Source organism: Alishewanella sp. d11 (assembly GCF_049390205.1).
Classification (GTDB): Bacteria; Pseudomonadota; Gammaproteobacteria; order Enterobacterales; family Alteromonadaceae; genus Alishewanella.
Genome location: NZ_CP186547.1, coordinates 2,135,918 through 2,150,107 on the forward strand (window position 1 = coordinate 2,135,918; position 14,190 = coordinate 2,150,107).

General features: G+C 45.9%; 13 protein-coding genes. 7 read left to right on the forward strand and 6 right to left on the reverse strand.

Features of this window, described 5'->3' with window-relative positions; all coding sequences use genetic code 11:
* Positions 1 to 92: 92 nt before the first annotated feature.
* Positions 93 to 3,590, reverse strand: coding sequence for a PAS-domain containing protein (locus tag ACO1PK_RS09695; RefSeq protein WP_423185431.1), 3,498 nt, complete (start codon positions 3,588 to 3,590; stop codon positions 93 to 95).
* A 130-nt stretch (positions 3,591 to 3,720) separates the two neighbouring features.
* Positions 3,721 to 4,470, reverse strand: a complete 750-nt coding sequence (locus ACO1PK_RS09700; RefSeq protein ID WP_423185432.1) for a 3-hydroxybutyrate dehydrogenase — start codon at positions 4,468 to 4,470, stop codon at positions 3,721 to 3,723.
* Between the two features lie 317 nt (positions 4,471 to 4,787).
* Between ACO1PK_RS09700 and ACO1PK_RS09705 the strand changes: the two genes are divergently transcribed.
* The 4 genes from ACO1PK_RS09705 to ACO1PK_RS09720 all read left to right on the forward strand — a co-directional run bounded on the left by ACO1PK_RS09705 (position 4,788) and on the right by ACO1PK_RS09720 (position 8,369).
* A complete protein-coding gene (locus ACO1PK_RS09705) occupies positions 4,788 to 5,261 on the forward strand; it encodes a hypothetical protein (protein ID WP_423185433.1) in 474 nt (157 codons plus the stop codon).
* A 43-nt stretch (positions 5,262 to 5,304) separates the two neighbouring features.
* Entirely contained in the window at positions 5,305 to 5,601 is a 297-nt protein-coding gene (locus ACO1PK_RS09710) for a helix-turn-helix transcriptional regulator (protein WP_423185434.1), read from the forward strand.
* A gap of 282 nt (positions 5,602 to 5,883) precedes the next feature.
* Positions 5,884 to 7,482 (forward strand): AbgT family transporter, encoded by a 1,599-nt coding sequence (locus tag ACO1PK_RS09715; protein WP_423185435.1) that lies wholly within the window; start codon positions 5,884 to 5,886, stop codon positions 7,480 to 7,482.
* Between the two features lie 158 nt (positions 7,483 to 7,640).
* Positions 7,641 to 8,369, forward strand: coding sequence for a SapC family protein (locus ACO1PK_RS09720; RefSeq protein ID WP_423185436.1), 729 nt, complete (start codon positions 7,641 to 7,643; stop codon positions 8,367 to 8,369).
* Positions 8,370 to 8,439: 70 nt separating this feature from the next.
* On the opposite strand, the gene coaD is transcribed toward ACO1PK_RS09720, so the two are convergent.
* Complete coding sequence (gene coaD / locus ACO1PK_RS09725) at positions 8,440 to 8,925, reverse strand: pantetheine-phosphate adenylyltransferase (protein WP_423185437.1); 486 nt, start codon at positions 8,923 to 8,925, stop codon at positions 8,440 to 8,442.
* A gap of 108 nt (positions 8,926 to 9,033) precedes the next feature.
* On the opposite strand from coaD, the gene ACO1PK_RS09730 reads away from it, so the two are divergent.
* The 3 genes from ACO1PK_RS09730 (at position 9,034) to tdh (ending at position 12,079) form a co-directional block, all read left to right on the forward strand.
* Positions 9,034 to 9,705, forward strand: a complete 672-nt coding sequence (locus ACO1PK_RS09730; RefSeq protein WP_423185438.1) for a TetR/AcrR family transcriptional regulator — start codon at positions 9,034 to 9,036, stop codon at positions 9,703 to 9,705.
* Positions 9,706 to 9,841: 136 nt separating this feature from the next.
* Positions 9,842 to 11,038: a glycine C-acetyltransferase gene (locus ACO1PK_RS09735; protein ID WP_423185439.1), complete on the forward strand. Its 1,197-nt coding sequence runs from the start codon at positions 9,842 to 9,844 to the stop codon at positions 11,036 to 11,038.
* Between the two features lie 15 nt (positions 11,039 to 11,053).
* A complete protein-coding gene (tdh, locus tag ACO1PK_RS09740; RefSeq protein ID WP_423185440.1) occupies positions 11,054 to 12,079 on the forward strand; it encodes an L-threonine 3-dehydrogenase in 1,026 nt (341 codons plus the stop codon).
* 110 nt (positions 12,080 to 12,189) lie between these two features.
* Here tdh and ACO1PK_RS09745 read toward each other — a convergent pair whose 3' ends face one another.
* The 3 genes from ACO1PK_RS09745 to ACO1PK_RS09755 are packed head-to-tail and all read right to left on the reverse strand — an operon-like array spanning position 12,190 to position 14,164.
* Positions 12,190 to 13,134, reverse strand: coding sequence for a tRNA-dihydrouridine synthase (locus ACO1PK_RS09745; protein ID WP_423185441.1), 945 nt, complete (start codon positions 13,132 to 13,134; stop codon positions 12,190 to 12,192).
* Positions 13,135 to 13,136: 2 nt separating this feature from the next.
* Positions 13,137 to 13,292: a DUF2256 domain-containing protein gene (locus ACO1PK_RS09750; RefSeq protein WP_423185442.1), complete on the reverse strand. Its 156-nt coding sequence runs from the start codon at positions 13,290 to 13,292 to the stop codon at positions 13,137 to 13,139.
* Between the two features lie 17 nt (positions 13,293 to 13,309).
* A complete protein-coding gene (locus ACO1PK_RS09755) occupies positions 13,310 to 14,164 on the reverse strand; it encodes an HDOD domain-containing protein (RefSeq protein WP_423185443.1) in 855 nt (284 codons plus the stop codon).
* Between the last annotated feature and the right edge of the window lie 26 nt (positions 14,165 to 14,190).

A 14,190-nucleotide genomic window follows, 5' to 3' on the forward strand; every position in this document is an offset into this window, starting at 1 on the left:
GCAAAGTTTGCAGAAAGGAGCTCGGTAGTGCACTAAGTTTACTTTATCAGTTTAGCAATCTTTGCCAGCTTGGTAGCTTAGGCGAGGGGTGGTTATTTTAACAAGCGCTGAAATAGTCGTTTTAACGCTACGGGTTTTAACGGTTTGAGTAAAAAATAAAAGCCGCTACTCAATGCCAACTCGCGGATCTGTTGATCATGATCGGCCGAATTAATAATAACCGGCACGGTTAACGCAAACTGCGCCGTTAGTTGGTTGGCAACGGCAATGCCGGTTGCATCATTATCCAGGTGATAATCAAATAAGCAGATATCAGGCTGAAAACCCTGCTGTAACGCCGCGACAACCGCACTCGGATCCTGTGCACTAATGACTTGGCAGTGCCAACTTTGTAACAGGGTAGTAACAGCATGAAGTAGCTGGGCTTCATTATCCAGCAACAGGACCTTTTTACCGGCAAAACTGGCGCTAATATCTTTAGTTATAGCCTGCTCGGTTGGTAAAGGGGTTAGCGCTAGAGTGGCGTTGCTTACTCTAGGCAATAGCAGGCTGAAACAGCTGCCGCGGCCTGCTATGGAGTGCACGCTTAATGGATGCTCAAGGATGGTGCTAATACGGTGAGCAATGGCTAACCCCAGCCCCAAGCCTTTTTGATCAGGTTGGCTACCTTGCTGAAACTCTTCAAAAATACGTTGTTGATCCGCTTTGGCGATACCGACACCGGTATCCAGCACACAGAGTTGGAGCTGATTGCTACGGCGTTTTACCCCTAATACGACCCGTCCTGTTGGCGTATAGCGAATAGCATTAGCGAGTAAGTTTTGCAGTACCCGCTTAAGTAATTTCCGATCGGTCATGACTGTTAAGCGACAGGGCAAGATGTGCAGACGTAAGCCTTTTTTCTCTGCCAGAATGGCTGCATCGCGACCAATATCATCCAGTAATTGTTGCACTGGCACGGCTTGATGTCGTGCTTTCACCACGCCAGAGTCCAGTTTGGTTAAATCTAAAATTGCAGTCAGCAGCTCTTCGGCAGAATTAAGTGATTGGCTAAGATTTTCACTTAACTGCTGTAGCTCGGGCTCTTTGGCTTTTTGCCTAAGTAAGCTGGCAAAGAGGGCGGCGGCATTAAACGGCTGCATCAGATCATGGCCTGCCGCGGCAAAAAAGCGGGTTTTTGCCATTGTTGTTGCTTCGAGCTGTTGTTGGGTAAGTTGCAATTGGTTATTTAACTGCTGTAGCTCACTGGTACGCTCGGCCACGCGCTGTTCCAGCAACTGATTACTTTGTTCCAGCTGTTGCTGCACTTCGATAAAAGAGCTGACATCGGTATAAGTGGTAACAAAGCCACCTCCAGGCAGGGGATTACCCTGAATTTCTAATACACGGCCATCTTGTTGTTGGCGCTGCACCCGATATTGGCTGCCCTGGCGTAAGAAATCCAGGCGCTTGGCCACTTCCGTTGCAATATTCTGGCTATCAATTAATCCACGTTGCATATTAAAGCGGATCAAATCGGCTACCGGTTTGCCCACTTCAACCATCCCAGGCGGATACGCAAACATCTCTATATAGCGTTGATTCCAGGCAATCACCCGTTGATCAGCATCGACTACCGCTATACCTTGGCTAATATTATCAATGGTAGAGAGCAACAACCCCTGATTAAAGCGAAATACCTGTCCAGCCTCAGCAACAAAGCGTTCCACCGTTTCCATGGGTAAGCCAGCATGCCGCCCGCAGGCATCCATCACCAAACGCATCGAGGCGCCGCCTAATACGGCCGCTAAACTGCGCTCGGTAGCTTGCAATAAACTGGCACTGGCTAAGCCTTGTAAATCAGGCTCATGATCTTTTAAATTGCGCTGTAATAAGCGCTGCGCCTCGCGCTCACCCGCAAAGCGGCGTACAAGTAAGTAACATTCCTGAATACTTAACTGTTGCAGTGGCTTTTGCAAGGGTTCTTTGGTGGAACGTAAAAAACGGCCGCTTTGCAACCATTCACTGATACCGGTATTGGTTAGCTGGCTTACCAAGAGGGTGATGGCACCATTGAGGCTTAGACTTAATAAAACCCCAAGCGTAATACTGTCGCCTTGCCAGCCAAACAACTGCTGCGGGGCTAACCAGCTTACAGCGAAAGGACCTGTTTGCGGAATTTGGCTAGAAATAATGCCCGCGCGCACTAACTCGGGGAACAACAAAACATAAGCCCAAATTAGGGCGCCGCTGCATAAACCCGCGATGGCGCCTTGCCGATTTATGCGCCTAGAAAATAACCCCATAATCAGCGCGGGAGCCAGTTGCGCGACTAAAGCAAAAGCCATTAGCCCCAGCTGCGCCAAGCCCGTGCCGGTGCCAATAAAGCGGTAGTAGATAAAACTGAGAGCCAATACCACTAACATGGCTAAACGGCGTAGCGTGGCTACTTTTAGCCCTTTGCGTTGCTCGTCCACTAAATTATTACGCCGAAACAGCAGGGGAACGAGTAGCTCGTTGGTAATTAAAATACCCAGCACCACGCTCGCGATCACCACCATACTGGTCGCAGCAGAAAAGCCGCCTAAGTAGGCCAGCAGGGCAATATCGGTACGATTGGCGGCCAGCGGTAATTGCAGGATCACTAAGTCGATATTGGCATTTTCTCCCAACAACATAATGCCTGCGAGGCCCAGCGGTAGGGTAAACGCGCCCATCAATAATAAATACAAGGGGAAGATCCAGCGCGCGCTGCGTAAATGGCTGAGCCGCTGGTTTTCCACAAAGCTGACATGAAATAACCAGGGTAAGCAAAGGGTGGCAGCAAAGCCTAATAACACATGGATCCAATAACTATAAGTGGGTAGCGCCTGTTGTTGTACGGTTTTTACTGCCGAGCTGTCGGCGGCCAGCTGGAAAATGTTGCCAAAACCATCAAACATTCCCCAACCAACAAAGGCGGCTATGGCCAGCAGGGCTAACAACTTGACCAAGGACTCAAAGGCAATCGCGGTCATTAAACCTGGGTTGGGCTGATGCGCTCTGGCACTGTTGCCTACAAATAATAACGCAAATACCGCCATCCATAAGCACACGTACAGGCCGGTATCGGTATACCAATGCGCTCCGGTGGCTGAACCCACTAAGGTATCAATACTGGTTGCTACAGCATGCAACTGCAGGGTGATATAGGGGATCACCGTCATAATCAAAATCAGAGTGATCAATACCGCTAAGCGGCGAGAGTGACCAAAACGGGTGGCGATAAAGTCAGCAATAGAGGTAATACGATAACGACGGCAGGCCACTGCCACTCGCGACATTAATTTAAAACCAAACCAAAATAAGAGAAATGAACCAATATAAGTAGGCGGTAGCCACCAGCCATTGACCACCGCTTGAGCCGTAACGCCATAAAACGCCCAAGAGGTGCAATAAATAGAAAGCGCTAAACTAAACACCCAGGGTGCAAGCGGATGCTGCGCGGTAATGCGTCGGCCAAAAATACCGACGCAGTACAACACGAATAAATACAATAATGAAATGGCGGCAAGGGTGGCTAAACCAATACCACTGCCATTTTGAATCATCTCGGTAGCCGCTATTGTCAAACCTTCATTACCTGATTGTGCCTGAGATGATGACTGACTGCCAGTTGCATCCCTTTGCTTATTTTTTTATGCCCCAAGGTTTACCCAATGTACTTAGCCAGCTCATATTTCGGAAATACGAGCAGGGGTGTTAGCGTGCCGTCCAGCCACCGTCCAGCACCAGCGTTTGCGCCGTTATATGCTTAGCCCCTTCTTGGCATAGAAAAAGCGCTGTGGCCGCAATTTCACTAACATCAATAAAGGCTTTTTGCGGCATCGGTGCCAGCATAATCTGCTCTATCACTTGTTGCTCTGTCAGCTGGTGTTCTTTGGCCTGCGCGGCAATTTGCTTCTCAACCAGCGGCGTTTTTACATAAGCGGGGCAGATGGTATTAATAGTAAAGTTTTTATCGGCATTTTCTAAGGCGATCACTTTGCTAAAGCCGAGTAGGCCATGCTTTGCTGCTACATAGGCTGATTTAAAAGGCGAGGCCACTAACGCATGAATAGAGCCAATGTTAATTACCCGGCCAAAGTTGCGTTCGCGCATTCCCGGTAACATGGCACGGGTTAGCATGGCTGGGCCTGTTAGCATAACTTCTAATAGCAATCGCCATTGCTCTGGTGGAAAATCTTCTAACCTTGCAACATGCTGAATCCCAGCATTATTAATTAAAATATCGGCGGGAAAGCGCGCGGCGCAATCGCTGATCTGCTGCGCATTGGTCACATCCAGCATACAGTAATGTGCTTGCCAACCTGCTGAGGTTAGTAACGCGGTTTTTTCTTGCAAAGCCGCTTCATTTAAATCGGCCAATACCACTTCGTGTCCGGCTTTGGCAAAGGCCTCGGCAACAGCAAAACCAATACCGCCGGTAGCGCCTGTTATGATAACTCGCATTATTAGCTCCAAGGTTATATCTACTTTAACCCATAGTAAAAAAGCGTCAGCACTACGACAACGGTACTTTAGTGCTAGGCTACAATCCCGCCAGTATGGTTTTAAACCCATTTCAATTTATAGATTGGTGCTAATTCACAAAAAGAATGATTTTTTAAAAAGCTAATAAAATCAGTTTTTTACTTTATCTGTCGGCTTGCTGTCATATGCCATTTAACCGAATGACATAACGCTGTCGAGGCTTTCGAAGCAAAAAACTTTTATGCTTGTTCTGGTAAAATCATTGGGTTAACAAAAATATTGCGATGGAGTCGATAATGACCAATTTAAATTCAGAACAAACAAATAGTGAGCAAAACAACATTCCTGAAAGTTCTTTAACGGTAATGAACGGCGGTAATTTTTACTTTGATGTTAACGGGCAGCAGGTTAGAGTTTGGTTTGCTTGTTTTTCAGGTGCAGAGAAAATCTTTATTAACGACAAGTTAGTGTCGCGAAAGCGCTCTTGGCGTAAACTCAGCACCCATCAATTTACGTTAGATGGAGAAAGCTATACCCTTAAGGTAGGTGTTCGTAGCTGGAGCGAAGCATTTGAAGGTATTTATATAGCTGAATTATATCGTGGTGAGCAATTGATTGATCAAGATGAAGTGCATTTCCTGCATGAGTATGATGATTTAAAAAGCCACTTTAGCTGGAAAGCTTGTTTCAAAGAACTCTTACCATTAGTGATTATTGGTGGCTTTGTCGGCTACTTGGTGGGCTATTTTATTTTAGCTAAGATTTTTTAGTGCCTAATGCACAATTTAATGGATTTAATAGATAGGCAATGGCATGAATATTGACTCTAATACAATTCGTGAGGCGCGATTAAACCGGGGGTGGACCCAGCAACAACTTAGTGAGGTATCTTGCCTAAGCTTGCGGACCATTCAGCGGGTTGAAAGCCAGGGACAGGGGTCGCTTGAAACTTGTAATGCGCTTTGTGCTGTGCTGGAGCTGGACAGACAGCAGGTGCTGCAACAAACAGTAACCAAGAGCACCACAACACAACAACCGCCAATAGTCTTAGCGTTAGCTGTAATTTGTGGTTTTGTTATCGGGGTGCTGGCCACTTTAGCCTTTATCTGAGAAAAAGTTTAGCGAGTTATCGCATTATTCAATTGAGTTCTGCTTACCTGCTGGTTTAAGTATTATATCCATATACCTTGCCAGCATTGCCACCTAACAGTTTGCTGCTTTGCGCTTAGGCGTTCCTGTGATAGATTTACCCCCTTTACGTACCTAGCAGCGCTTCAACCTAGCTATAGGGTGGCTTAGCCACACCGTAAACGTTATAAAACATAATAATGAAGCCTGTTTTAACGCTGCGATGGATATCGCGGCATGCTGTATACCAAGAGGACACAAAGCATGACAAACACCAGCAAAGCGCCAAATAGCGCTGCTGAAAAACGGGGTTGGTTTACCCGTTTTCTCGATACCGTTGAATTTTTGGGGAATTTATTACCCCATCCTGTAACTTTATTTGCTTGTTTTGCTATCGCAGTGGTACTGGGCAGTGGCATAGCGGCTTATTTTGATGTGAGTGCTATTGATCCTCGTCCTGAAGGCGCTGCTGGGCGTGCTGCTGATGGCACTATCCGCGTGGTCAGTTTAATGACGGTGGAAGGCTTACACCGAATTATTTCCAATCTTGTCACGAATTTTACCGGCTTTGCGCCACTGGGTGTGGTACTGGTTGCGTTATTAGGTGTCAGTGTCGCTGAGCACTCCGGCTTAATTTCTGCCGCCATGCGTGGCCTAGTGATGAATGCCTCAAAGCGGATGGTCACTGTGACTATCGTTTTTGCGGGGATCATTTCTAATACGGCATCTGAGCTGGGTTATGTGGTATTAATTCCAATGGCTGCCCTGATTTTCTACTCGTTAGGCCGCCATCCACTGGCAGGTTTAGCCGCGGCTTTTGCGGGTGTGTCAGGTGGTTATAGTGCCAACTTATTTATCGGCACTGTTGACCCTTTATTGGCTGGCTTTACCACCTCTGCTGCAAACATTATTGATCCTAACTATGTTGTTGGCCCTGAAGCTAACTGGTTTTTTATGATGGCCAGTACCTTTATCATCGCCATATTGGGCGCTTTCGTAACGGAGAAAATTGTTGAGCCTAAACTTGGAAAATATAACCCCGCAGAAGCCAGCGTTAATTTGGGTGAGCAAAAGCTGGATCCTTTAACACCCGCTGAAAAACGTGGTTTAAAAGGCGCGGGTTTAGTCTTTTTAGGGCTTTGTTTACTTTTAGCTTACAGCATAGTACCGGCGGACGGTATTTTACGTAACCCTGACACGGGGTTAGTCGAGGGCTCGCCTTTTCTAAAAGGTGTTGTCGTTTTTATTTTTATTACGTTTGGTATTCCCGGTTATGTTTATGGGCGAATTGTTGGCACCATGAAAACCGATCGTGATGTCATTGATGCGATGGCAAAAAGTATGAGCTCTATGGGCTTGTATATCGTGCTGGTGTTTTTCGCCGCCCAGTTTGTCGCCTTTTTTGGTTGGTCAAACCTGGGTGCTATTATGGCGGTGAAAGGGGCGACGTTACTACAAACTATCGGGCTGACTGGGCCGGAAGTCTTTATTTTCTTCATCGCTATGTGTGCCATTGTAAATTTATCACTGGGTTCAGCTTCAGCACAGTGGGCCATTTTTGCGCCCATTTTTGTGCCAATGTTAATGATTATCGGCTACTCGCCAGAAGTGATCCAAGCCGCTTATCGGATTGGCGACTCGGTAACGAATTTGATCACCCCAATGATGAGCTACTTTGGTTTAATTTTGGCCGTTGCCGCGCGTTATAAAAAAGACATGGGGATAGGTACTTTAATCGCCACCATGCTGCCTTATACCTTGATATTCTTTATCGGCTGGGTGATTTTCTTTTATATTTGGGTTTTCTTATTAGGTGCGCCAGTTGGGCCTAATTCGCCAACCTTTTATGAATTTACGCGTTAATCTTAATTGCACCCTTACAGCCTGAAGAAAGCTGTGATATAAGAAGCGATAAGCGATAGCACTGATAAAAAAGCTGTCGGTATCATTAACTGGGCCAGCTGCACAATTCAAAATAAGATGCAGCAGGTCGTTTTTAAATCTAGAGAACAGAGTTGTATATGGAACAGAATAAAATTGTTGGCTTGAACAAAGAAACCCACGCTAAAACCAAAATTAGTAATGTGCGTGCTTTTAACCATATCCGTAATGAGCACATGCTACCAGTGGTAGTCCACGAGTTCGTAGTAGCTGGCGCGGAATTCCCAATAGTGTTTGTGAAAGATCCTGCCAGTGAGCGCATGCAACCTGTTGCATTACTTGGTTTGGCTGCAGGGCAGAACTTGATGCTTAAAGAGGAGAAGTGGGATGCGCTCTACGTACCAAGAGTTATCCGTAACTATCCACTTATTTTAGTTCAAGAAGCACCCGAGAGTGACCGTTTAATGGTGGCTATTGATGAAGCTTCTGAGCGCGTAAACGAAACAGAAGGTTTCCCGCTGTTTAATGATGATAGCAGTGAAAGCGAGTTTTTAAACGTGCGCAAACAGCAAATGGTTGAGTTTGTTGATTTTAGTCAAATTACACAAAACTTCACTGAAAAGCTAAAAAGTTTGGGTCTGATTACTGAGCAAGTATTAACGCTGACTATTAATGATGAGAAGCGGAATATCAACGGTATTCATATGGTTGATGACAAAAAGTTAAATGAGCTCAGTGACGAGGCGTTTTTAGAATTGCGTAAACTGGGTTATATCCCGGCAATTTATGCGCATCTAATGTCTTTACAGCATACTCAGAAATTAGTGCAGCGCTTAGCAGAGCTAGAAGCGAAAACTAAAGCGAGTTAATCAGTCGTATTTATAAAAACGGCAGCTTGGCTGCCGTTTTTGTTTTCCAAGTCCTTTTCGAACAAGCAAATTACGTTATACCGAATTTTTGCTGTAGCGCTTGTTGCACATGCTCCGGTACAAAACTGCTTACATCTCCGCCATGCCGACAAACTTCTTTTACCAAGGTAGAGGAAATAAAAGTATTTTTTTCTGAAGGTGTCATAAAAATACTGTCAAGCTCCGGATTAAGTGAGCGATTCATACTAGCCAGTTGAAATTCATACTCAAAATCAGCCACAGCGCGTACACCACGAATTAACACCTGTGCCTGTTGTGCTTTCCCAAAGTTAGCTAACAGTCCAGAGAAGCCAATTACACTAACATTCGGGCAATTAGCAAAAGCTTGCTGCGCTAGGGCAACCCGTTCATCTAAGCTAAAAAGCGGTTGTTTACTTGGGTTAGCGGCTACAGCGACAATCACCGTATCAAATAATCTAGCAGCACGCATAACAAGGTCAGCATGGCCGTTAGTTAAAGGGTCAAAAGTGCCGGGGTAAATAGCACGAACTTTCATCAGAGATTTTTCCTTAGCAGCCTCCTACTATAGGTGACTGGCATTTTGGTTCAATTTGGCGTTACTATATCAAAATAACCATCTAATAAAAGAAGCCTGCTAATAGCAATGGAAAAGAAGCTTAGAACCAAAGATAGAATTTTACAGGCGAGTATCGCCTTATTTAACGAAGTGGGTGAGCGACAGGTCACCACAAATCATATAGCCGCACATCTGGGTATTAGCCCTGGTAATTTGTATTACCATTTTCGTAATAAAGAAGATATTGTGCGCCAAATCTTTCGAGAATACGCCAAGTTATTGGAAACGCGCATAAAACCGCCTGCTGATAGCTCTAAAGCGCTCGATGCGCTCACTGATTATTTAGATATTGTGTTTGAGCTGATGTGGCGTTTTCAGTTCTTTTATGCCAACTTGCCCGATATTTTGTCGCGAGATCCCGCTTTACAACAAGATTATTTAAATCTACAGCAAGGCGTATTGGGGCGGGTTATGTCGGTGATTAAAGCCTTAAAAGCAGCTGGCGTGATTAAAATCGATGATAATGATATTCGTGATGTGGCTCATAATATTAAGTTATTAGTGACTTTCTGGATCAGTTACCTAAAAACACAAGCTCCCGAAGCCAGTGTAAACAAAGCGAATTTATATCGTGGTGTGCTAAAAGTGTTATTGCTGTTCAAGCCTTACGCCACTGAACAAGCTATGCCCGACATCAATAAACTACAACAATATTACACTGAGTTAGCGGGTAGCGACAAAGCCGCCGCCGATTTGTAGTTAATTCTTTACGTTAAGCTAGGACGCTAGCTGGCATTCTTCGGTATAATCACTGCAGTGGCGCCCTGTTAAAAGTACAATAAGGCGTCAAAGCAACACTAACCAAGGTTACCCCTACATTGCCAGAGGAGGCTTTATGCGCAATGGCGCTTTTCTGCAACACCTACAACAACAAATCGAAGAGGTGAAAGCAGAAGGTCTGTACAAAGCAGAACGTATTATCACTTCACAGCAGCAAGCTAATGTGACGGTTGGCGCAGAGCAGGTGTTAAACTTCTGTGCTAATAACTACTTAGGTTTGGCTAATCACCCTGATCTCATTGCCGCTGCTCAAGCGGGCTTATCTAGTCACGGTTTTGGTGTCGCATCAGTGCGTTTTATTTGTGGCACTCAAGATATCCATAAAACGCTAGAGGCAAAAATTAGCGCCTTTTTGGGCACAGAAGACACTATTCTGTATTCGTCATGTTTTGATGCCAATGGCGGTTTATTTGAAACCATTTTAGGCGCCGAAGATGCGGTGATCTCGGATGCATTGAATCATGCTTCTATTATCGATGGCGTGCGTCTTTGTAAAGCCAAGCGTTATCGCTATGCCAATAACAATATGGCTGAGTTAGAGGCGCAGTTACAACAAGCCGATGCCGATGGTGCGCGCTTTAAACTGATTGCCACAGACGGTGTGTTCTCAATGGATGGCGTGATTGCCGATCTGAAAACCGTGTGCGATTTAGCCGATAAATATAATGCCATGGTAATGGTCGATGACAGCCATGCCGTCGGTTTTGTCGGCAAAACTGGCCGTGGCACCCATGAATACTGTGACGTACTAGACCGCGTTGATATTATTACGGGTACCTTGGGTAAAGCCTTAGGCGGTGCGTCTGGCGGATATACCTCAGGTAAAAAAGAGATTATCGAATGGCTGCGCCAGCGCTCGCGTCCTTATTTATTCTCAAACTCACTGGCGCCATCAATCGTTACGGCTTCAATCAAAGTACTAGAGATGCTGGAGCAGGGCGATGCGCTGCGTGACAAACTGTGGCAAAACGCTAATTATTTCCGCGAGCAGATGACCGCAGCCGGCTTTACCTTAGCGGGTAAAGATCATGCCATTATTCCGGTGATGCTGGGTGATGCCAAGGTCGCCGCGGAAATGGCTAAGCGCATGCTGGCAGAAGGGATCTATGTGGTGGGCTTCTCTTTCCCAGTAGTACCAAAAGGGCAGGCGCGGATCCGGACGCAAATTTCTGCAGCACATACAACAGAGCAGTTGGATAAAGCCATTGCGGCCTTTATCCGCATTGGTAAAGACATGGGCGTGATCGCATAAGGCGGGGCGTAAAAAATGAAAGCATTAGCAAAATTAAAAGCAGAACCAGGTATTTGGCAAACTGAGGTGGAGAAACCTGAGGTCGGCCCGAACGATATCTTGATCAAAATAAAAAAAACCGCCATCTGCGGCACCGATGTGCATATCTTCAAGTGGGATGAATGGGCACAGAATACCATTCCACATGGCATGGTGGTTGGCCATGAATATGTGGGTGTGATTGAAGGTATGGGCTCAGAAGTGCGCGGCTTTAGCATTGGCGACCGCGTGTCTGGCGAAGGCCATATTACTTGTGGTTACTGCCGTAACTGCCGCGCCGGTCGGGTGCATTTATGCCGAAATACCATTGGTGTGGGTGTTAACCGAACTGGCTCCTTTGCTGAGTATTTGGTAATCCCAGCCTACAATGCCTTTAAACTGGCCGATAATATTCCGGATAATATCGCTGCCATCTTTGATCCTTTCGGTAATGCAGTGCACACAGCGCTGTCGTTTGATTTAGTGGGTGAAGATGTTCTAATTACCGGCGCTGGTCCCATCGGCATTATGGCCGCTGCGGTAGCACGGCATGTGGGTGCCCGTCATGTTGTAGTTACAGATGTGAACCCGTACCGTTTAGATTTAGCCCTGAAGATGGGGGCGACCCGCGCGGTAGATGTTAGCAAGCAAAACTTAAAAGACGTGATGCAAGAACTTGGGATGACGGAAGGCTTTGACGTTGGCTTGGAAATGTCTGGCGTACCGGCAGCCTTTAATAGCATGCTGGATACGATGAACCATGGTGGCAAAATTGCCATGCTGGGTATTCCGCCTTCAACCATGGCGATTGACTGGAATAAAGTGATCTTCAAAGGCTTAGTCATAAAAGGCATTTATGGTCGTGAAATGTTTGAAACTTGGTACAAAATGGCCAGTTTAATTCAATCCGGTTTAGATTTAACGCCGATTATCACCCACGAAATGCCAATGGAGAACTTCCAAGAAGGCTTTGAGATTATGTGTTCAGGCCAATCCGGTAAAGTCATCCTGAATTGGTCTTAACCACCGAAAAAGGCGAAAAAGGGGTCAGAGCTAATTAACGCTAACTTTTAATAAAGCATTGTTACTCAATAGCTTTATGAAAATAGCAGTTTATTAGCTCTGACCCCTTTTTACATATTAGCTCTGACCCCTTTTTGTAGTAGCTCTAGAATATCTTTGTTTTTGGTAAGTAAACGCAGCTGGGCGAACATCTCAGATGCTGCTGGATATTGTAATTTCAAGTAGCTAAACCATTGTTTAACGCGGTTCGCATAATACTTGCCTTTATCGCCTGCTATCTCAAATTCTGAGTAGTGCATCAATAATCTTAGAACTTCTGACCAAGGCAGGGGGGCTTGGCCTTGTTTGATGTGCTGCGCCAAGTTTGGCATAGCTAGGGCGCCACGACCGAGCATTAAATCCTGACAATCACTTTGTTGTTGGCAAAGTGCTGCCTGTGCTGCGTTCCAAATTTCGCCGTTGGCAATAAGTGGAATGCTGACATGTTGTTTGATTTTGGCGATCCAAGGCCAATAGGCGGGTGGCCGGTAGCCGTCGGTTTTCGTGCGGGCGTGAATGGCCAAACTGCTGGCACCAGCTTCAGCAATTGCCATAGCGTTGCTAATGGCTAAATCAGTATTTTCGTAGCCTAGACGGATCTTGGCGCTCACAGGGAAATTCTTGGGTACCGCTGATCGCACAGCGCTCACAATTTTATAAAGTTGCTCTGTATCTTGCAGCAGTACGGCTCCGCCACGGCTTTTATTAACGGCTTTTGCTGGGCAACCAAAGTTGAGGTCTACTCCTGGCGATCCCAACGCTATAGCGCGCTCGGCATTTTCAGCTAACCAGTTGGGTTCTTGTCCGAGTAATTGCACTCTTACCGGAGTGCCTGCAAGGGTTTTGCCGTCTTGCAGTAATTCTGGACAGAGTCGGGTAAATACCCGAGGCGGCAGTTTTTGATCAACAATGCGGATAAACTCGGTAATGCAGAGATCATAGCCACCGATCTCGGTGAGCATTTCTCGCATAAGATGATCAACCACACCTTCCATTGGGGCTAAAGTAATTTGCATGCTTATTGTGTGGTCTTTTGCAAGGTACGTTGTCTTCGGCAGCGCTCTGAACAGTATTTTATTTCTGCCCAATTTCGCTGCCACTTTTTGCGCCAACTAAAAGATAAGCCGCATATCGGGCAAATCTTTTCGGGTAGGTGGACTTTTTTATGCACCATAGCTAAGTATAATGCCCTCAGACACTATAAATGGTGCGGAGCTCTTGCCGATGCATCATCTCAGCTAACTCAGGGATTTGCAGCGGTTCGAGATCCAGTACTTCTAAGATAGTAACTTGATGGTTTTGCCATTCAGGATCAATACTCACCCCGAATAGTTGTTGGCTCTCGCCACTGAGATATTCCGCAATTTTTAAAATGGCAAAACGCTGATGTTCTGCTTCATTGTCGGTCGCAAGTAACAGTGTTGGGCTATGGTGGTAGGCAATGACATTGCACAGTGTATCTGTTAGCCCCCAAGACTCTGCAACTAAATAACCCAATACTTCATGACTGGTCTGAAAAAATTGTTCTTCAATAGCACTAGCAGCGAGATGTTCACTGAGACCGCGCTGCATAATGGCAGCATATTGATTATTCTGTTCACTGATTAACGACATACCCGCATTACGGAATAGCCCTAAAGAATAACAATCATCTTGGGTTTGTTGATCAAAATTTAGGTGTTTTGCAAGTGACATAGCTAAGTTAGCCGTATGCAGAGCATTGTTCCAAAGCTTTTTACTGAAGGCATCTTGTCTACCTTCCTCAAGCGTAAAGCGCAATAACACACTGCGAGCTAAGCTAACCACCCGATTTAAACCAAGGTAACGGCATGCCTGCTCGACCGAGGTAATTTTACTGCGTAAGCCAAAAAATGCCGAGTTAACTACTTTCAAGGTAAAGCCTGCAGTACCAATATCTAAGGCAATTAGGGCTGCAATGCGGTTAAGGTCCGGCTCTGGACTGTTCAGTTGCTGCTGGATATGTCGTAGTACCTGCGGTTGTGGTGGGATTGTAAAGCCTTGTAGAGCATTTTCGATTAACGACATGTTAATTGCTTTGACCATCCCATTAC

Bases quoted from the DNA above. Each gene is read 5' to 3' on its own strand.
- ACO1PK_RS09700 (WP_423185432.1), bottom strand. From the start codon at position 4,470: ATGCGAGTTATCATAACAGGCGCTACCGGCGGTATTGGTTTTGCTGTT.
- ACO1PK_RS09705 (WP_423185433.1), top strand. From the start codon at position 4,788: ATGACCAATTTAAATTCAGAACAAACAAATAGTGAGCAAAACAACATT.
- ACO1PK_RS09710 (WP_423185434.1), top strand. From the start codon at position 5,305: ATGAATATTGACTCTAATACAATTCGTGAGGCGCGATTAAACCGGGGG.
- ACO1PK_RS09715 (WP_423185435.1), top strand. From the start codon at position 5,884: ATGACAAACACCAGCAAAGCGCCAAATAGCGCTGCTGAAAAACGGGGT.
- ACO1PK_RS09720 (WP_423185436.1), top strand. From the start codon at position 7,641: ATGGAACAGAATAAAATTGTTGGCTTGAACAAAGAAACCCACGCTAAA.
- coaD (WP_423185437.1), bottom strand. From the start codon at position 8,925: ATGAAAGTTCGTGCTATTTACCCCGGCACTTTTGACCCTTTAACTAAC.
- ACO1PK_RS09730 (WP_423185438.1), top strand. From the start codon at position 9,034: ATGGAAAAGAAGCTTAGAACCAAAGATAGAATTTTACAGGCGAGTATC.
- ACO1PK_RS09735 (WP_423185439.1), top strand. From the start codon at position 9,842: ATGCGCAATGGCGCTTTTCTGCAACACCTACAACAACAAATCGAAGAG.
- tdh (WP_423185440.1), top strand. From the start codon at position 11,054: ATGAAAGCATTAGCAAAATTAAAAGCAGAACCAGGTATTTGGCAAACT.
- ACO1PK_RS09745 (WP_423185441.1), bottom strand. From the start codon at position 13,134: ATGCAAATTACTTTAGCCCCAATGGAAGGTGTGGTTGATCATCTTATG.
- ACO1PK_RS09750 (WP_423185442.1), bottom strand. From the start codon at position 13,292: ATGGTGCATAAAAAAGTCCACCTACCCGAAAAGATTTGCCCGATATGC.
- ACO1PK_RS09755 (WP_423185443.1), bottom strand. From the start codon at position 14,164: ATGTCGTTAATCGAAAATGCTCTACAAGGCTTTACAATCCCACCACAA.